The organism is Sinorhizobium sp. 7-81, from assembly GCF_030124405.1.
GTDB classification, from domain to species: Bacteria; Pseudomonadota; Alphaproteobacteria; order Rhizobiales; family Rhizobiaceae; genus Sinorhizobium; species Sinorhizobium psoraleae.
Window position 1 is genome coordinate 600590 of the sequence record NZ_JASKLT010000002.1, and the last position, 18661, is coordinate 619250.

Consider the following 18661-nt stretch of genomic DNA (forward strand, 5'->3'; position numbering starts at 1 on the left):
TTCGTGCTGTTGGCGCGCTTTCCTGGCGCTAACGCTTCGCACTCGCAGCCAAGATACCGGTCGGTTCCAACGAGCAACGGCGGACCATTGCGGCCGACTTCTCTCGGTGAAGTGTCGGTCGCGCAGACCCGCCAACCGTCGACATCATTCATCACGGAATTGCATCGTCTCATCTAATCGTTTCATGATTCGCATCCTGGCATGCCCTTGACTCCTGACGGTGCGCCTTTACACATAGAGTTGTCAGACATCTTACATAAAGAGGGATCGTGGCTGACGGATCGAACAGGAGGATCATGTGAAAAAGCTCATCGCACGACTTGCCATCGGGGTTGTATTCGTCGCCGCTGCGGTCTCTGCCCATGCGGGGCAGACGCTCGACCGGGTCATGGAAAAGAAGGCGATGGTCGTCGCGACCAACAGCGGCTGGCCGCCCCAAAGCTATCTGGATGATAACAACGAGATGGTCGGCTTCGACATCGATGTCTCGCGTGAGATCGCCAAGCGCCTCGGCGTCGAGGTGAGCTTCGAGACGCCGGACTGGGCGACGCTCACCGGCGGCCGTTGGCAGGGCCGCTACGACCTCGGCGTCGGCTCGGTGACACCCACCAAGGCGCGCGCCCAGGTCATCGATTTCGCCGGCATCTACTACTACAGCCCATACGTCTACGTCCTGCACAAGGACAGCGAGGCGAAGGCGGTGGACGATCTGAAGGGCAAGGTTATCGGCGTCGAGACGGCGACGACCTCGGAAGATTTCATCAACCGCCGGCTCGAAATCGACGCGCCGGGCTTGCCGCCGATCGAGTACAAGCTGGAGCCGGGCGAAGTGCGCACCTTTGCCGACTCCATGCTGCCCTTCGATGACCTGCGCCTCGGCAACGGTGTGCGCCTCGATGCGGTGATCGCACCTGAGCAGACCGCGCTCAACGCGATCAAGAACGGCTATCCGCTGCGCGTGCTGGACGGCGAATACGCCTTCAAGGAGCCGCTGGTCGTCATCGCAGAGAAAGTCGATCCGGAGTGGACCGAGAAGGTCGGTGGCATCATCGAAGAGATGAAGAAGGACGGAACGCTGGCGACGCTGACCACCAAGTGGTACGGCAAGGACTACAGCGCGGACTGACAGGATGGGCGCGGGCGATTTTCGCTCGCGCCCCTGCATTTTCAGCGGACCGGCACGGCATGACCTACCCAGATAGCTATTACAGACGAACCATGGCGGACCATACGGTGCGCCCGTCGCTCGCGGGCAACGTGGATTGCGACACCGTTATCATCGGCGGGGGCCTCGCGGGCCTCACCACGGCACTGCAGCTTGCGCGCGGCGGGCAGGCAGTTGCCGTCCTGGAAGCCGAGAGCATCGGCTTCGGAGCCTCCGGCCGTAACGGTGGCTTCGTCAGTCCCGGCTATGCGACTGGCAGCGCCGAGATCGCACGGATTGCCGGCGAGGATGCCGCCCGCCGCCTCCATCTGCTGTCGATCGAAGGCATGGACTTCGTGCGCGAGACGATCGAGGCGCTGGCGATCCGCGATGCCCTGCCGACACGCGGAATCACAAGCGTGCTGCGCTATGCGGACGGTGCCAGCATGAAGGCGCATGCGGAGAAAATGCGTCGGCTGTACGACTACGAACTCGACTACCTCGACCGCGACCAGGTGCGTTCAGTGCTGAAGTCCGATCGCTATTTCCAGGCGCTGCGCGACAGGCGGGCCTTCCACATGCATCCGCTCAACTATTTGCGCGCGCTTGCCGGCGAGATCGAGCGCCTCGGCGGCCTGATCTACGAGTCCTCTGCTGTGACGAAGGTGGTGCTCGACGGCGCCGAGAAGCGGGTCTTGACCGAGAGTGGCGAGGTCCGCGCCCGCACCGTCGTCTTCACGACGGGCGGCTACACGGGATCGCTTCATGGCAGGCTCAAGCGCGCCTTCCTGCCGATCGCGACCTACGTGATGGTCAGCGAGGAAGCGCCCGATCTCATCGCTTCGGCGATCGCGACCGCCGACGCGATCGGCGACAACCGCCGTGCCGGCGATTATTACCGCGTCGTCGACGGGGGGAAGCGCCTGCTGTGGGGTGGGCGTATCACCACGCGCGCGGCCTCGACGGATGCGCTCGTCCGGGAGCTGAGGGCGGAGATGGTAGGTACCTATCCGCAGCTTTCCGGCCTGAAGACCGAGCTCGCCTGGTCGGGCCTCATGTCCTATGCCCGGCACCTGATGCCACAGATCGGGCAGATGAGCCCGGGCGTATGGTACTGCACGGCCTTTGGTGGACATGGACTCAACACGACCGCAATCGGCGGCAAGGTCGTCGCCGAGGGCATTCTTGGCCAATCGGAGCGCTACAAATTCTATCAGCCGTTCGGGCTCGTTTGGGCGGGCGGGCTCGCCGGGCTCGCCGTCGCTCAGCTCACCTATTGGAAACTCCAGGCGCAGGACTGGTGGCGCGAACGCGCCGCCTGAGACAGGAAAGACCACAACCATGATCGGTCGATTGATCCTCACCTATCCGGAAGCATCGCGGCGGGCCGGCGCCCTTCTCGTGCTCGCCCTCGTGACGCTTGCGCTTTACCAGCTCGGCATAAGCTCCGCCTGGATCGGCCGGTTGCTACCGGCGTCGCAAGGCTGGCTCGGGGAGAATCCGGCGGCCGGTCGCCTGGTCTCGGCACTCCTGATTGCGCTGATTGTGGCGGCGAACTGGAAGGCGCTACGCCAGCTTTCCCGGCGTCAGCAGATCGTCGCCGTTTGGGCCGAACTCTTCGCGCTCCTGATGTTGTTCTTCTATTCCTTCGATCTGTCCTTCGCCTTCATCGCAAAGAAGATCGGATTCCTCATCTCGCAGGGCGTCGTGACGACGCTTTACATCTCGGCGATTTCGATCGTGATCGCGACCGTCATTGCGCTTGCCGGCGCCATTGCGAAGCTCTCCAGAAACGGCGTCGTCTACGGGCTCGCTACCTTCTACACTTCGCTCTTCCGCGGCCTTCCGCTGCTCATGCAAATCTACATCATCTACCTAGGTCTGCCGCAGGTCGGCTACGTGATCAGCGCTGTTCCTGCTGGTATCCTGGCGCTCTCGCTCTGCTACGGCGCCTACATGACCGAGATTTTCCGCGCCGGAATCGAGAGCATTCCACGCGGTCAGACGGAAGGCGCGACCGCGCTCGGTCTCAGCCCTGCCCAGACAATGGGCCTCGTGATCCTGCCACAGGCGATGCGCGTCATCATCCCGCCGACCGGCAACCAGTTCATCGCGATGCTGAAGGACTCCTCACTTGTGTCGGTCGTCGGCGTCTGGGAAATCATGTATCTCGCGCGTACCCAAGGCCAGACCGAGTTCCGCCATATCGAGATGCTGATCACCGCCTCGATGATCTACTGGATCCTCTCGATCTGCCTCGAATACGCCCAGGCTCGCATCGAGGAACGCTTTGGACGCTTCGATGTCCGCTGAGGTCTCCTCCGCGGGTGCCGACGGCGCGGCGCCCGCCGCCAACGGGCGGGCCGCGATCGTGGTGCTTCTGGCCTTCGCCGTCTTTTCCGGCACGGACGCGATCGTGAAAGTGCTTGCCGCCGGAATCGCGGCCCCGCAGGTGACGTTTCTGGTAACGGCGGCGGCGCTAGTCATCCTCTTCTGTCATGCTGGTGTCGCTGGACGCCTCCGGCGGCTCGTGCCGCGTCAGCCCGGTCTCGCGCTGTTGCGTGCCCTTCTTTTAGCGGGCGACACCTTGCTCATCCACTATGCCTTTGCGGCCCTGCCGCTCGCCGAGGCCTATCTGCTTGCCTTCCTGACGCCGATTCTCGTGGCAATGCTTGGATTTGTGCTGCTCGGGGAACGGCTTTCGCCGATCGGCTGGGCAGGCGTGGTGATCGGCTTCGCTGGCGTGGCGGTGGCGTTGAAGCCTGGCGTCGCGCCGCTTAACCTCGGCCATGCTGCCGCACTCGGCTCGGCGGTTCTTTTCGCGCTCTCGCTCGTTCTCCTGCGCCGGACGAAGACGGCGGAGACCGATGAGGCCCTCGTCGCGAGCCTGCTCGTCGTTCTAACGCCTCTTTCGCTCGGCGTGGCACTTGTCGGCGGCGGCATCGTTCCCATCAGCACGCAAGACTTCGCGCTCGCGTGCGCCGGCGGAGCGTTACTTCTTGGCGGCCACGCTCTGCTCGTCCGGGCCTTCCGCATCGGCGAAGCTTCGGTCGTCGCTCCATTCCAATATAGCCAGATCGTCTGGGGCGGCCTCTACGGCGTGTTCCTCTTCGCAACACCCCTCGAATTCCACACGCTGGTCGGCGCCGGGATTATCGTCCTGTCCGGCTGGCTCGTACTCAAGTGATCCGGGAGACTTATCATGCCCTCGTCCACCGAAGGACTGTCGGAAATCCAGCTTTGCGGCGTTCACAAGTGGTACGGCCACTATCATGCGCTTGACGACATAAACCTTTCGATCGCTCCGCGCGAAAAAGTCGTGATCTGCGGCCCCTCGGGCTCGGGAAAGTCGACGCTCATCCGCTGCGTCAATCGTCTGTAGGCGCATGAAAGCGGCCGGATAGTCGTCGCGGGAGTCGAACTAGATCATGACGAGAAGCGGGTGGAGGCGATCCGCCGCGAGGTCGGCATGGTGTTTCAGCAGTTCAACCTCTTTCCGCATCTGACAATCCTCGAAAACTGCACGCTGGCACCGATGTGGGTGAAGAAGATGCCGAAGAAGGAGGCGCGCCAGATTGCGATGCATTTCCTGGAGCGTGTGCGCATTCCCGAACAGGCGAACAAGTATCCGGGCCAACTGTCCGGTGGCCAGCAGCAGCGCGTCGCGATCGCCCGGGCGCTCTGCATGAACCCGCGCGTCATGCTCTTCGATGAGCCGACCTCCGCGCTCGATCCGGAAATGGTCAAGGAAGTGCTCGATACGATGGTGGCGCTTGCCGGCGAGGGCATGACGATGGTCTGCGTCACGCACGAGATGGGCTTCGCCCGCCAGGTTGCCGATCGCGTGATCTTCATGGACCGCGGCCGGATCGTCGAAGAGGGCACGCCGGACGAGTTCTTCGCGCGCCCCAGGACGGAGCGTGCAAGCCTGTTCCTCAGCCAGCTCCTCCACTGAGCTCTGGCGCCGCCCCGCGGCCTAAAATGGCAAAGGTTCCTGCGGAAAACCGCCGATATGGGTGCAGGTCTCGGCGGCCCAGTCCCGCCCGTCCGCGAGGCATGCGGAGAGCGGCTTGCCAGCGAGATGGGCCGCGAGAAACGCAGCGATGAAACTGTCGCCAGCGCCCGTCGTATCGACGACCGCGACCGGCCTGATGCCGGCTTCAGCGCGGATAATTCCGTCGGTTGCCATGGAACCATTCGATCCGCGCGTGACGACGGCGATACGGGCGCCCTGCGCCAGAAGTTCCGCCGCTATCCGCTCGGCCGCCGCTTCGTCTGGTCCGGCCGAGGCGAAGGCGATAGCAAGCCCCGCAACTCCGAGATCGTCCGGGGCGGCATTCACCGAAACGTCCTGCGACAGGCTGACCCCTTCCGCCACCAGCCTGCGCCTGAGCGCGCCGCCGTCGTCCATCCAGCCGATATGGACATGGTCGAACGTCTTCAGCACAGCCACCTCCGCGTCGTCCGGTGCATAGCCGGCACAGACGCCAAAATCCTCGTAGGAAATGATGCGCTCGCCCGACGGCAGCACGTCGATGTTCGTATAGGCGGTGATGCCCGACCGCTCCTGGAGATAATCCAGGGCCACCCCGTTGCTCTGCAGCAGGCGGCGCGTGCGCACCCCGTCTGCATCACGCCCGACCGCACCGAAGTAGTGGGCGACATGCCCCTTCCGGGCGAGCTGTACGGCAACGTTCACCGCGTTGCCGCCGACGAGTGACTGCGAGAGGGGCGGCTGGAAGCGGTCGATGCAATTGTCGCCGACTGTGGCGAAGCGAAGGGATTTCATACAGGCCTCGTGATCGGACATTAAGCCGCGAATGCGACGATGTGCATTCGCGGCTACTGCCTGGTTCCTTAAATCGGAATCGATTTAAGGACAAAATCACGCAGAGACTCAAAGCTGTACAGCGACCTTTCCGCGTCTGATCAGACGCGCCGCGCTGTAGCGGCCTCGGGAATCAAGCGTCGGCGTCAGTAGGCGACGCGCTTGTAGTAGCGGCGAGTCGTGAGCGGATGGTTGCGCATGACCTCGAGATGGGCACTGATCCGTTCGAGGACGGTGGCGAGCAGTACCGGCGAGACGAGCGCGCGGACCTCGGGCGAAATGCCAGGCAGCGCAAAATCCGCCGTGTCGAGTACCGTCAGCTTGTCGGTGTAGTTCGGCGCGAAGTTCTCGACGCGTTCGGCGAGCGGGCGGAGCGCATCCTCGCCCTTGAAGAGGACGACACTGACGCCCTTTTCGACCAGTTCCAGAGTGCCATGGAAGAAGTCGGAGGCATGCACCGGCCGGGTGCGGATCCACTGCATCTCTTCCAAAATGCACATGCCGTAGTAGAAGGCTTGCGGCCATACGTTCCCCGCGCCGGTGATTATGTGATAGTCGGACCCCGCGAGGATCTTCGCGAATGCCTCCGCCTTCGGTTCGTAGGCGCGTTTCACATCGAGAAGCAGTTCCGGCATCCGTGCCAATTCGGCGATGATCCCGTCGTGGTTCGCAATCTCGCCGCGCTGCTTCAGGATGGCGAGTGCGATGAAGAGCGACTGCAGATAGAAGGACTCGCAGGACGTGTCGTCCTCGGCGAAGTTGACGAAGACATGATCGCCGCCCTTGCCTAGTGGCGTTTCCTCGTGGCCGACCAGCGTGACGACGGTCGCCCCGACCTCCTTGAGCCTGGCAAGCAACGCGACGCTCTCCTTCGTCGTACCGGAGAGCGACGGCATCACGACGATCGACTTTTCCGTAAGATGCGCGCAGCCGGTAACGACGAGTTCGGCCGGCATGTCGACGAAGGCAGGGAAGCGCGAGCGGCGTTGCAGCAGTTGAGCGGCCGGCTGCATCAGAATCGCCGCTCCGCCGGTGCCAAGAAAGAAGATATTTTCGGCACCGGCCGAAAGGCAGGACGCGATCACCGTTTCGAGGCGCTTCTGTAGCGCGATGGCCCCCGACTGGATGCGGAGAAATCTCTGTTCGTCAAAATTCAGCATGGTCTTGCTCTCGGTGCAACGGGTGGTGATTGTCGGAGTTTTGTTGTTTCAATGTTGTAAGACAACTGACATCATGATGCAGTCAAGTCAAGCCGTACCTTCTGATTTCCGCTGCAGTTACCTGTGACAAGAGGTCCCCATGATGGACGGAGCGCTCTTCATTCGCTTGACCTCCTCGAATTTGTCAGACAAGAACAAGACTGAGATCATTCTTGCTCGAGGCCGCCATGGACGAACCTCTTCGCGATTCACGTACCCTGGCGATCCAGCTTCGTGACCGCATCGCCGATCTCATTCGCAGCGAAGGCCTGAAGCCGGGCGACAAGCTGCCGACGGAAGCGCAGTTAACCCAGCGCTTCAAGATTTCCCGGCCCGCGTTGCGCGAGGCGCTGAAGCTGCTGGAACAGGATGATCTGATTTACGTCGAGCACGGCCGGGGCCGCTTCGTCTCGGCGATCTCCGCCGTCCACGTCGACCGGCCTATCACGGTCTTCGAGAGCGTGACCGACATGGCGCACCATTACGGCTACAAGCCGGTCAGCAAGGTGCTTTCGATCGCCGAGGAGACCGCTGACAAGCACGTGGCCGCACAGCTGCAACTGACGGCGACGGACCGCGTCATCCGCATCGAGCGGCTGCGGCTGCAGGGCGATGAGCCGATCCTCTACTGCCTCGATTACGTGCCGCGCAGCATCATTCCGGCCAGGCTCTATGACATCGACTGGAGTGGTTCGCTGCTTTCCCTGCTGGAGGAATACAAGAACCGGCCACGCATGTCGGCTGCCACGGTCTCTGCCGTCATGCTGCCCGACGAGGTCGTCCAGCGCAACGACCTGCGCGATTTCGGACCGGCGCTGCTCATCACCGAGACCTGCTTCAATGCTGCCGGCACGCCAGTGAACTACGCGATCGACTATCACCGCGGCAGCCATTTCTCCTTCAGCCTCGTGCGCAAGTGAGCTTGATTAGAGAACTGCCCCGGTAAGCGGATCAATATCCTAAAGCGCCGCGCGCCTTATCAGACGCGCAAAGGACGCTGTAGCAGTTTGAACTTGGCGGGTAGGATGCGGCTCCTCACACCGACTTGTTGTCGTTGCCGCCCCTGCGTGAAATTGCACTGATAGCTCCTCTCAAGCCTGGTGATGAGCGGAAGCGAGATCCCGGCCGCGATTCTCAATCGGCACTTACGAGACAGTCTGACGACTTGCCGATTGATGCAGAGGACGAAACGGAGCAGCTTGCCGGGGCAGTCGACCGAGAGGCTTTCTACCACACCGATTGTTACGCATCCTTGAAGCGCCATTTCTGCTCGGGCTCGCTTTCCAGCGGAACGATCTGTCTCCGGCGCCCTTCCAGTTCGTCCAGCCGCCGGGTTACGACGTCGGCGACGAAGGCCTCGGCATCATCCTCGTCAAGCGCGTTGCCGTCGGCAAGTCTTCCAGTGTCCCTCATTGCGGAAATGAGCATTGAGGGCGTGAATGCCGCACCGCTCTGATCGAACTCCTGCAGGACCCTGCGGACTTCTTCCTCGAGTAGCAATTTCTGTTTCTCATCTAACATTTCTTCCTCCTGAACGGCAGCAGGATCTGCAATAAGCCTGCCTCTGCATCACCGTGTCCGACAAGGCGGGGCCCACGCTGCCATGGATTTTCGCGCCCCGTTGCCAGCCTCCAGCTGTAGCTCCGCCACCGGCAAATGGGACGCAGGGCTGCACCCTTCTCGCATTCCGGTTGCGGATATCGGCGCCGGGGACGCTTCCCAATGCAAGATGCGGGGAAGCGCGCTGGTGGACCTTCGTCCACCAGCTCGTTTCTGCGCATTCCCGCATGTCGTCATAGACGTGGTAACGACTGGTTGCCGAGACTGTTCCGCTCCAGATGGCAGAGCCGGCAGCGCATACGTTCCCTCGCGAGCCCGTTACGTCGCTGTCGGATGGCCTGCTGCACGCTTTAGTGCACGGTGGACCGCGGCGCCCGGCCTTGAAATTGCGCGATCAGCGCGATGCCGTGCTGCAAGAGAAGCTCAGCCGCTGGCAGGTCCCTTGTCACGACCTCGCTGGCGCAACCGCTTATGGTCCTGGCCAGACTGATCGAGTTTGCTGCAAACCTGTCGTCGCCGATTTCCTGCGCCTCCTCGGCAGTCGCCTCAAGCGCGTCTGCGACCAATGTCATCATGTCCGAACGCTCGCGAAGCGTCATCGCGTCCAGGGTCTTGGCAGAATCCCTCATGGCTAGCTCCTCTGTTCTTAGTCGGAATTGGTCGCGCGCGGCCAGGCAGCCGGACGGACGTCTATTGCGTTGATTGCTTCGATGATTGGAGTCCGGGAGGCCGAAGGCCGCTCCCAGGCCATTAGATCGGGATCGAGGGCGATGGATGCAAGGAATAGCTACCATGCGGCTGGCGCATGTCGCGAACGCCCGTCGTGCTCTGCTTACTTTACCTTGGCATGGCGCTGCTCCGGTGAGATGGAGCAAAGGCATCATAGGCGCGCGGCGCTGTAATCGTACCGCAGCGATGGATCGGGATCATTCACGTAGTCGAGCTGAAAGAAGAAGCAGCGGTCGTCTCCCTCCACCGCCATTAACCCGAGCACCCTCTCCGGACCGATCCTTCGGAAATGGTCGATGATGGGCTTGCGGTCGTAGAGCATGGCCGCGCTGGTCCGGTCTCGAAAGCGTGACGTCCGCAGAATAGCTGTCGGGCCTCGCGCGCGCAGATGTTTGACCAAATGGGAGAACAAATTCCTGGCGGCGCTGGTGCGACCTAACCGATGGAAGCGAAAGGCCAGATGAAGCGGGACTGGAGATGGATCGATCGGCACGAGGCGGTTGCCGTACGTATTGAACAACAGAGCGTCGGCGCGCATGTCGGGGCGGAAGCGTTTACCGAACCAACCCAGGTTCTCCAGCACCCCGTCCAGCGGATGCCCGGTCGCAATTCCGCGGCCTTTCCAAAGCCCCACCATCTCGGTCACCGGCACCGCGTCCAGGCTATCGAAATAGGCGAGGGCCTCGTGCTGGGAGCCCATCTTCATGTGCGTACTCAACGACGTGCCTAAGTCGCTACACATGCCGCGTTTATCTAGGGCACGCCTCCTGATCGTCCACCGGAGCCGACAAGGACAAGAACATGCCGCAGTACGAAATGCTGCCGCTGCCTTTGCGCGTCCGGTGGACGCGCGGCGCTCCAGGCCGGGCGGTTGACACGGGCGAGCCTGTGAGCGTCAGATGACTTGAGAACTGCGCTGCGCGGCACTTCCCGAACGCAAGATTCCACGCACGAGGCGGTTTGCCGGGTCGTATTCTGCAGGAGCGGCATGTGGTGTTCCTTGTTCAACCCAGGCTGGTCAATGAGCCTTTCGGCGATGCGGGCGTTCTGCTTGATTTCACTTTCAAGTCGCGTGCGATCCTGTTCGATCTCGGCGATCTGTCTCCTCTTCCGGCTGGCACCGTTTCCAAGATCCGGCACGTATTTGTGTCTCACATGCATATGGATCATTTCGCGGGCTTCGACCGGATGCTCCGGTTCCACCTCAACCGGACGGCGGAGCTTCAAATATTCGGTCCTCCCGGTCTGACAGACGCCGTCGAGGCAAAGCTGCGATCGTACACCTGGAATCTTCTCAATGAGACTTCCGAGGATTTCTCGATCATTGCGGCAGAGTGGAATCTCAAGGATGAGCTGACCCGATCCCGGTTCAAGGCACGCAGTAGACTCGATCGCGAGACGCTCGGCGTCGAGGTGCTGGCTTCCCCGCGTCTCCTCGTGGAGCCAGACTTCCACATCGAAGCGATCGAGCTCGATCACGGGATTCCGTGCCTGGCATTCGCGTTTCAGGAGAGCCTGCGGGTAAACGTGCATAAGACGGTGCTGGATCAGCTTGGCCTTCCGGTAGGCCCCTGGCTGACGGAGGCCAAACGTCTCGTGAGGTCTCACGGGGGCCCGGGCGCGGTCGTGCAAATTCCCGGCCACCGCGACGTGACACTGGGCGACCTCCTCAGTGCCAAGGCGCTCGTCACCGGCCCGGGAGAACGAGTCTGCTACGCAACGGACCTGGCATTTACCGACGCGAACGTCTCACGCTTGCTTGCGTTGGCGGGAGGGTCGGACTACCTCTTTATCGAGGGCGGCTTCCTTGATGAGGACAAGGCGATTGCAGCTTCCAAAAGGCACCTGACCGCATTGCAGGCCGGCAGTATCGCTGCAGCCGCCCTTGTGACAAGGGCTGTTCCCATGCATTTCTCACCGCGCTATCTCGGTCGGGAACAATCGCTGATTGAAGAGTTCCGGGCAGGCCTTGCCGACCAGGCTCCTCATGCGGATCCTTGAGCTAAACTGACAACTGCAATCGCCAGCCCATGAGCTTGATTCGGTCCTCGCCGAGCGAAATCAGTCACGGCGATCCATTTCGAGGTGGCGTCACGTCGTTGAGATGGTAGTTGCCGACCACGTGATATTTCCAGCGCACCGGATCGTGCAGTGTGTGCGTGCGCGCATTGCGCCAGTAGCGGTCGAGATTGAGTGCGACCTTGGTCGAGGCGGTGCCGGCAAGTTCGAAGAGCGTGTTGGTGGCGTCGAGCGCGACCTCTGTCGTCAGAACCTGGGCGGCGGCGACAGCAAGGCTCGCTTCGATTGCGTGTTGCTCCGTCGGATCGATTTGGGCGATGTCGACCTTTCTTCCCGCATGTTCGACGACTGCCGACGCCGCCTCCAGGCGGATGGCGATCTCGCCGACCCGGGCGATCGTCAATGGGTCTTCCGACGCCCGTTCCACGCCGCTGCCCGTCCACGGCCGCGCCTTGGTGCGGACGGAGTCGACGGTCTCCCGGAAAGCGGCGCGCGCAATGCCGAGATCCACGCCGGCATGGATGATCTGGCCGACGGAGCCGATGGTGCCGGGACGTTCGAATCCGCGGTGAAACCGGACGACGGATCCGGCGTTCACATAGACATTCTGCAGTACGGTCGTGCCGCTGCCGGTGACGCGTTGCCCGAAACTGTCCCAGTCGTCGATGATCTGCACGCCTTCGGTGCCGCGCGGGACGAAGGACATTGTCAACTGGTCGGCAGGATCGAGCGCGAAAATTGCGATCCAATCGGCAAAGAGAACGCCGGTCGAATAATATTTGCGGCCGTTGATCCGGTATCCGGCACCGTCTTCGGTCAGGCGCGTGTCGTAATCGCCGACGGTCTCCGTACCGGTTTCGGCGAGCGCATTGCCGAACCGGTCGCCAGCAAGCACCCGCCCGAAAAAGAACTTCTTCTGCTCCTCCGTCCCGTCGTGACGAAGCGCCTCCAGGACATAGAAATGGTTCTGGGGAATCTGGCCGATCGAGCTGTCGGCTTCGGAGAGGATCGCCGCGACCTCGGCGAGCACGGCGTTCGATACATCGATCCCGTCGTAATCCGATGGAACGCTGATCGCCAGCAGGCCCGATTGCGCGAGTTGATCGAGTTCTTCATGGGGAAGAACGCGCTCCAGATCACGCTCGCTGGCACGTACCGCAAACTGCCTTGCCAGATCTCTTGCAACCGACAAGGCCTCTTCCTCGCTTTCGATGCGCTGCGCGGGCGATCTCGTCTTCTCGGCGAACTGCGAGATGGTTCCCATATCGATCCTCCATAGATCGCGACGTCCCTGGATCGCATCAATCCGGAACACTCGCAATCGGTTCCAAGAACGTCGGTGCGGGCGGAAGCCGTTTTCACGCCCAGGAGTCCGCTCCGACATTGGCCCGTATCACTGAACGATCACCTTACATCCGGTAAGGAAGCTTGTTCTATAGAATTTATGGATATTGAACTTTCTTTGCTTCGCTCGCGTCGATCCACTCTCATATCATGAAGCATGGACTGTTTTCTTGCATTCGCCAATTGTACGTCCGGTCGCGGTGGAGAAGGCTGTAAAGGCGGCGACGGGCGAAGCCGTTTGGCGCACTGCTGTCGAGGGGCAATCGTGGCTTGGTTTCAATCGGAAGCGCCGCGTGATGTTGTTCGGCGGCGACTGCTTGAGACGAGTGGTTGAGACGAGCGGTCGAACAAAACGCTTGCCGATCGGTCTCTTTGTCATAAAATACTAACTTGATAGACTATGCCGCATAAGCATGCGTCTGATAGGAGGCGCGGCGCTGGAGGCAGCCAAAGGAGCGCAGACTTCCCGGTAGCCGAGCGGCATCCAGTCTTGATATCCCTGAAAATTCAAACGGCAGCTATTTGTGTGTCTCGAAGTCCTGCGTAGGGGTTGCCCACGACTGATACGGCTGCGGCCGGACGCAAAGGAGCTCACATGACTGTTTACGGATTGTTTGCAACGAAGCCGCCCGCGGCGGCCGGCCTATCCTCGAAGCCCGAGATTGCCATCGTCGGGCGTGGATTTTCAGGCATCATGATGGCGATCGCGCTCATGAAGTCGGTCCGCGTATCCTTCCATTTGACCATGTACGATCCTCACCCGTCGATCAGCGGTGGCCAGGCCCTATCCTCGGCGCAGAGCTGCGAGATACTCAACAGCCGCGTGCGTGATCTCTCGGTTGCCGCCGGGCAGCCTGACGATTTCAACGACTGGCTTTGCACCAATGGCGAATTCCGGGCGGCGGTACCGGCGGCGATACCTGGCTTCCAGCAGATTTTCGTGCCCAGGGGCATTTTCAGCGACTACGTCCATCAGCGTTTTTCCGAGGCGCTTGCACGCCGTTCCGATATCACCGTGAAGTTCTCCCACCAGCCAGTCCGTGGTCTGCACAAGCTCGCCACAGGTCGCTTTACGCTCGTTCACGATGCCGGAACCGACGAATGCGATGTCGTCGTGCTCGCGACCGGCTTTGGCATGAGGCCTCGCGACGTCGATGTTCCCGACGAGGAGCGGCCGGTCGTCAGAGCCCGCCGGCTTGTCGATCCGCGGCATGCGATCCTTCTTGGCAGCGGCATTCGTGTCGTCGATCAGCTCTTCCAGTTGCGTGACAACGGCTACGCGGGAACGGTCACGCTCCTGTCGCGACATGGCTTTCTTCCGCAGACGCATACGCGCCTGTCGGCGGCCCCGAGTTTCCCGGTCGACCCGATGCCGTCGAGCCTCCGGGAGATCGTCCGGTTCGTCCGCAAGGCCTGCGCCGATGCGGAGGCCAAGGGGCAGAGCTGGCAGTCGGCGATGAACGGGCTTCGCCGCCGTGCGCGCTCGCTCTGGCAGGCGCTCCCCGCGCGGGAAAAGCGCCAGTTCAACCGGCATCTGCGCGCCATCTACGACAGCCACAGAAACCGCCTGCCGGCGGCCGTCCATGCTCGCCTCCAGCAGGAGCTTGCCGAGGGCCGGACGATACTTCGTCGCGGATGGGCCGGGCGGCGGGTGCCGGAAGGACTGATGGTTCGCTGGTCCGGCGAGCCAACGGAGGAACTGCTGCGGGCCGACCAGGTGATCGACTGCCGCTGCTCGGCGCCGGACCTCCAGGCGCCGTTGCTTCAAAGCCTTTTTGCCGGCGGATTGGCCATGCCGGACGAGCTCGAACTCGGCATTGCCGTCAGCCCCACCGGAGAGGTGCTCGGCAGCGGCGGCCGCACGCCGAACCTCTTTGCGATCGGTCCGCTCGGAGTAGGCAGCTTGCCCGACATCGACCTCGTCCCGGAGATCGTCACCCAGACCTATGCGGCGGCACGCCTGATCGCGACCGGCAAGCGCGTAGCACTGAAGGCGGGGTGATCGGAACCGCGACGATGTAGGCTACAGCACCCGTGCGTCTTTTTAGACGTGCAGGTGCTGTCGCACTTTGCGTGGCTGCGTATTTTTCTAGATCGGCGCGACGTCGAATTCGCACAACACCCGCTCGAACCTGCCAAGCCGTGCTAGCGCTCAGAGACAGACGGCGGATAGCTATCTATGTCATTCTTCGAACGACCCAGAGCGACCGTTCCGCATGAGCGATTCCCGACACGAGTTGAAGGCGAGGATTATCCTTGAGCCGTTCGGCCTCATTCACGTCAAGTAGCAGGACCTGCTGATCGGTCTCGTTTGCGTTCGGCGTAATCCACCAGCGCCGATCCTCGTAGCAAAGGCCGGCTTCCGGGTTCTCCTGGAAGTATTCAATCGCATATTCAGCGTCCGCTTTTCGCGGACCCGCGCCCACGGACATTTGTTCTTTCGCTCCCTCTAAGATCGGTTGGGGGTCTACGCGATTATACTTCATTATGGCGCCTGTTGCAGCGAGGACCATTTTTGCTCGCCGTCGAACAACCCGATGCTCAAGATAGCCGAGCCCTTGACAGCCTTTCACAGCATATTTAACATCCATGTTAAATACAAGGATATGTCATGCACACCGATCCCCTGAGCGCCCAGTTCGCTGCCCTTGCCGATCCCACGCGCCGCGCGATCCTTGCCCGGTTGAGCGAGGGCGAGACGTCGGTGAACGATCTCGCCGCTCCGTTTGCGATGAGCCTGCCGGCCATCTCGCGGCATCTGAAGGTGCTGGAGAGTGCCGGGCTCGTCAGCCGCAGCCGCACCGCGCAGTGGCGGCCCGCCAAGCTCGAGCCGCTTGCGATGAAGGGGGTCGCCGACTGGATCGATCAGTATCGCCACTTCTGGGAATCGAGCTTCGACCGGCTGGATGCCTATCTGAAGAGCATCCAATCGGGGAGCGACGATGGCTCCCGTCACTGACAGGCTTGCAGCGCACACGCTGAACCTGCGTCGCATCTTCAATGCGCCGCGAGAGCTGGTCTGGCGCGCCTGGACGCGGCCGGAGATGCTTGTCGCATGGTTCGGGCCGCCTGAATGGCCCGCGGTCCGCACCGAGCAGGACCTGCGTCCGGGCGGCACCTGGCGTGCCTGCCTGCGCTCGACGTCGGAAGATCGCGTGCTCTGGCAGGGCGGCGTCTATCGCGAGGTGGTTCCGCCCGAGCGGCTGGTGTTCAGCTTCAAGTGGGAGAGCGACGATCACGAGGACGGCACTCCGGTCGACACGCTCGTCACCATGCTCCTCACCGAACTGCCCGACGGGCAGACGCAGATGGAGTTCACGCAGCAGGGATTGAAGTCCGAGCAAAGTCTTGCCGGACATCGCCACGGCTGGACGGGCACCTTCGCCCGTCTCGATCAGTGGCTGCACACCTACGGGAGGACAGTTTGAACACGCCCGCGATGCTCTGGACCGGTCGGATTCTCACCGGGCTTTTTGCCCTGTTCATGCTTGGTGCCTCGATCGCGCCCAAGCTGCTCCAAATGCCTGTGGCGGAAGCGACGATGGCTGAGCTCGGCTGGCCTGCCGGCTATTCGTTCTTGATCGGCCTCATCGAGCTGACCTGCCTCGTGCTTTACCTGATTCCGCGCACAAGCGTGCTCGGTGCGGTGATGATGATGGGGCTGCTCGGCGGCGCTATGGCGACCCAGATCCGCGCGGGCAGCCCACTCTTCAGCCACATCCTGTTCAGCATCTATCTCGGGCTGTTCATGTGGGGTGGCCTATGGCTCCGCGACCAGCGCCTCAGGGCTCTGTTTCCGCTTGCGCGAGAGCCTTCCGCTCCACCTCGTTCGAGGGACGTGGCAGCGTTGCCTGTTTCCAGCCAATAAGCGGGATGGACGCACCGGCGACCTGCAGTGCAGCTCCCCTCGACGGTTTCAGCCAAGTGGGTCTTGAGCGTATTCGTTCTGCAGCGGTCGCCCAGCGTCCGCGCTGGCGACGAGAGCGTTCGTTGCGACGGCGCAACGGCCACCAACTTCGATTGAAGGAGACAGCAATGCCCAAGATGATTTTCGTGAATCTGCCGGTGAAGGACATCGCCGCCTCGACCCGCTTCTATCAAGCGATCGGGTGCCAAAAGAACGAGCAGTTCAGCGACGAGAAGGCATCCTCGATGGTCTGGTCGGACGTGATCACCTTCCAGCTGCTGACGCGCGACTATTTCGCAACCTTCACGTCGAAAGAGATTCCGGACGCGCATACGACCTGCCAGGTGCTGCTTTGCCTCTCCTGCGACAGCCGCGAAGAGGTGGACTCGCTCACCGAAACCGCAGGGAAGGCCGGAGGCAAGGCAGACATTCGTGAACCGATGGACATGGGCTTCATGTACAACCGCGCGTTCGAAGATCCCGACGGGCATGTATTCGAGTTGGCGTGGATGGATCCTCAAGCCGTCATGGACGGCAATGCAGAATCAGCCTGACGTCGGCACCGGTATAAGCACCTCTCATGCGGCCGGCGCTGAGTCGCCGGCCCTAACACCCGCGCCGGTGGTGAATGGCTCCAAGCGGAACCATATCCCCTCTGACCGGCGGACGGGCGCCCGCTGCCGTCAACGGCGCGGCGACAAACTTGCGACCCCGCCCCCTCACGCCGAATACCAAGTCTCGCGCGGCGCTATGGGGATCGGTTTTTCATTGTTGAAAAACCCCCTGCGGAATCGAAGCTTCTGATCGCCGCGCACGCGGTGGCATAGTTCGCTGGCATCACCATGAATGGAAAGGAATGCCATGCTTGCCAGCGACATCTCTGCGATCAACCGCAGGCAATTGGGACGCTCCGGCCTCGCGGCCGCACCTATCGGTTTAGGCTGCTGGGCGATTGGAGGTTATTTCACACTCGACGGAAAACCGGACGGCTGGGGAGAGGTCGACGACGAACAGTCGATCCGCGCCATTCATCTCGGGCTTGAGATGGGGGCTTCGCTGATCGACACGGCTGATGCTTATGGAACCGGGCACAGCGAGGAGGTGATCGGCCGGGCACTGGGCGGACGAAGAGCTGATGCAATCATCGCAACCAAGTTCGGATACACTTACGATCGCGCCGCCCGTGCCCTCGTCAGCACCGATGTCAGTCCCGCCTACATCGAACAGGCCTGCGCAGCATCGCTTGAGCGTCTGAGCACTGACTATATCGACCTCTATCAAATCCATGTCGGAGAGCTTTCGGCCGATCTGGCGGATGCGGCCGGCGAGACGCTCGAGAAGCTGGCGGAGATAGGCGCCATCCGTTTCTGGGGCTGGAGCACGGACAACGCCGCAGCGGCGAAACGAATGGTGAAATTCCCGCATTTCGTCGCGGTGCAGCAGGAACTGAACGTCTTTACGGATGGACCGGCCATGCTGGCGATGTGTGAGGGCAACAATCTCGCCAGTCTCAATCGATCACCCTTGGCGATGGGGTTCCTGAGCGGCAAGTTCAGTCCCGAGACGCGTCTGCCGCCAAGCGACGTGCGCGCAGCCGGTCATAGCTGGGTGCGGTTCTTCGAGGACGGGCGGCCTCGAACCGATTATCTCCACCGCCTCGCAGAGGTACGAGAGCTCCTCCAGACCGGCGGCAGGACCTTGGCGCAAGGGGCACTCGGGTGGATTCTGGCCCGCTCGCCCAACACCTTTCCCATCCCCGGCTTCAAGACGGAGGCGCAGGTGCGCGAAAATCTGGCCGCGCTGGAGAAAGGTCCGTTACCGTCCGCGACCATGGCGGAAATCGATGCGCTTCTTGGGAACGAGGCCGATCAAAGGTGATCGGTCTGCTGGGAACGGCACCCGGCAATGAGAATCCACGGAGCGGCTGATGC

The 18661-nt window shown here is 62.0% G+C and carries 19 protein-coding genes and 1 pseudogene; 13 read left to right on the forward strand and 7 right to left on the reverse strand.

Annotated features, from left to right (window positions below; all coding sequences use genetic code 11):
* Positions 1-298: 298 nt before the first annotated feature.
* From QN224_RS10045 to QN224_RS10065, 5 genes and pseudogenes are all read left to right on the forward strand, one after another.
* Positions 299-1126 carry a transporter substrate-binding domain-containing protein gene (locus QN224_RS10045; RefSeq protein WP_269286165.1) on the forward strand — a complete coding sequence of 276 codons (828 nt, stop codon included), beginning with the start codon at positions 299-301 and terminating at the stop codon, positions 1124-1126.
* A 59-nt stretch (positions 1127-1185) separates the two neighbouring features.
* On the forward strand, positions 1186-2466 hold the full coding sequence (locus QN224_RS10050; protein WP_283976526.1) for an FAD-binding oxidoreductase: 1281 nt from the start codon (positions 1186-1188) through the stop codon (positions 2464-2466).
* 19 nt (positions 2467-2485) lie between these two features.
* The gene (locus tag QN224_RS10055) at positions 2486-3457 is read left to right on the forward strand and encodes an amino acid ABC transporter permease (RefSeq protein ID WP_283976527.1); all 972 of its coding nucleotides are present in this window, start codon (positions 2486-2488) and stop codon (positions 3455-3457) included.
* On the forward strand, positions 3447-4331 hold the full coding sequence (locus QN224_RS10060) for a DMT family transporter (protein WP_283976528.1): 885 nt from the start codon (positions 3447-3449) through the stop codon (positions 4329-4331). Before QN224_RS10055 ends, QN224_RS10060 begins: the two co-directional genes overlap by 11 nt.
* Positions 4332-4346: 15 nt before the next feature.
* A pseudogene (locus QN224_RS10065) lies at positions 4347-5099 on the forward strand (amino acid ABC transporter ATP-binding protein).
* A gap of 21 nt (positions 5100-5120) precedes the next feature.
* On the opposite strand, the gene QN224_RS10070 reads toward QN224_RS10065, so the two are convergent.
* Positions 5121-5933: a PfkB family carbohydrate kinase gene (locus QN224_RS10070; RefSeq protein WP_283976529.1), complete on the reverse strand. Its 813-nt coding sequence runs from the start codon at positions 5931-5933 to the stop codon at positions 5121-5123.
* Between the two features lie 185 nt (positions 5934-6118).
* Entirely contained in the window at positions 6119-7132 is a 1014-nt protein-coding gene (locus tag QN224_RS10075) for an SIS domain-containing protein (RefSeq protein WP_283976530.1), read from the reverse strand.
* A gap of 227 nt (positions 7133-7359) precedes the next feature.
* Between QN224_RS10075 and QN224_RS10080 the strand changes: the two genes are divergently transcribed.
* Positions 7360-8091, forward strand: a complete 732-nt coding sequence (locus QN224_RS10080) for a GntR family transcriptional regulator (RefSeq protein ID WP_173512497.1) — start codon at positions 7360-7362, stop codon at positions 8089-8091.
* A gap of 322 nt (positions 8092-8413) precedes the next feature.
* Here the strand turns inward: QN224_RS10080 and QN224_RS10085 are convergent, their stop codons facing one another.
* The 3 genes from QN224_RS10085 to QN224_RS10095 all read right to left on the reverse strand — a co-directional run bounded on the left by QN224_RS10085 (position 8414) and on the right by QN224_RS10095 (position 10160).
* Positions 8414-8692 carry a hypothetical protein gene (locus tag QN224_RS10085; RefSeq protein WP_283976531.1) on the reverse strand — a complete coding sequence of 93 codons (279 nt, stop codon included), beginning with the start codon at positions 8690-8692 and terminating at the stop codon, positions 8414-8416.
* A gap of 389 nt (positions 8693-9081) precedes the next feature.
* Complete coding sequence (locus tag QN224_RS10090) at positions 9082-9360, reverse strand: hypothetical protein (RefSeq protein WP_283976532.1); 279 nt, start codon at positions 9358-9360, stop codon at positions 9082-9084.
* 251 nt (positions 9361-9611) lie between these two features.
* Positions 9612-10160 (reverse strand): GXWXG domain-containing protein, encoded by a 549-nt coding sequence (locus tag QN224_RS10095; protein ID WP_283976922.1) that lies wholly within the window; start codon positions 10158-10160, stop codon positions 9612-9614.
* A gap of 290 nt (positions 10161-10450) precedes the next feature.
* On the opposite strand from QN224_RS10095, the gene QN224_RS10100 reads away from it, so the two are divergent.
* Entirely contained in the window at positions 10451-11461 is a 1011-nt protein-coding gene (locus QN224_RS10100; protein WP_283976533.1) for an MBL fold metallo-hydrolase, read from the forward strand.
* Between the two features lie 64 nt (positions 11462-11525).
* Here QN224_RS10100 and QN224_RS10105 read toward each other — a convergent pair whose 3' ends face one another.
* A complete protein-coding gene (locus tag QN224_RS10105) occupies positions 11526-12743 on the reverse strand; it encodes an SfnB family sulfur acquisition oxidoreductase (RefSeq protein WP_173512037.1) in 1218 nt (405 codons plus the stop codon).
* Positions 12744-13418: 675 nt separating this feature from the next.
* Between QN224_RS10105 and QN224_RS10110 the strand changes: the two genes are divergently transcribed.
* Positions 13419-14825, forward strand: coding sequence for an FAD/NAD(P)-binding protein (locus QN224_RS10110; RefSeq protein ID WP_173512038.1), 1407 nt, complete (start codon positions 13419-13421; stop codon positions 14823-14825).
* Between the two features lie 175 nt (positions 14826-15000).
* On the opposite strand, the gene QN224_RS10115 is transcribed toward QN224_RS10110, so the two are convergent.
* Positions 15001-15336: a hypothetical protein gene (locus QN224_RS10115; RefSeq protein ID WP_283976534.1), complete on the reverse strand. Its 336-nt coding sequence runs from the start codon at positions 15334-15336 to the stop codon at positions 15001-15003.
* A gap of 98 nt (positions 15337-15434) precedes the next feature.
* Here QN224_RS10115 and QN224_RS10120 point away from each other — a divergent pair, with 98 nt between their 5' ends.
* The 5 genes from QN224_RS10120 to QN224_RS10140 all read left to right on the forward strand — a co-directional run bounded on the left by QN224_RS10120 (position 15435) and on the right by QN224_RS10140 (position 18608).
* Entirely contained in the window at positions 15435-15782 is a 348-nt protein-coding gene (locus QN224_RS10120) for a helix-turn-helix transcriptional regulator (RefSeq protein ID WP_173512040.1), read from the forward strand.
* Entirely contained in the window at positions 15766-16251 is a 486-nt protein-coding gene (locus QN224_RS10125) for an SRPBCC domain-containing protein (protein WP_173512041.1), read from the forward strand. The genes QN224_RS10120 and QN224_RS10125 overlap by 17 nt, the downstream gene beginning before the upstream one ends.
* 11 nt (positions 16252-16262) lie before the next feature.
* The gene (locus QN224_RS10130; RefSeq protein ID WP_336621108.1) at positions 16263-16691 is read left to right on the forward strand and encodes a DoxX family protein; all 429 of its coding nucleotides are present in this window, start codon (positions 16263-16265) and stop codon (positions 16689-16691) included.
* Between the two features lie 167 nt (positions 16692-16858).
* A complete protein-coding gene (locus QN224_RS10135) occupies positions 16859-17284 on the forward strand; it encodes a VOC family protein (protein WP_173512043.1) in 426 nt (141 codons plus the stop codon).
* Between the two features lie 307 nt (positions 17285-17591).
* Positions 17592-18608 carry an aldo/keto reductase gene (locus QN224_RS10140; protein ID WP_283976536.1) on the forward strand — a complete coding sequence of 339 codons (1017 nt, stop codon included), beginning with the start codon at positions 17592-17594 and terminating at the stop codon, positions 18606-18608.
* Positions 18609-18661: the final 53 nt, after the last annotated feature.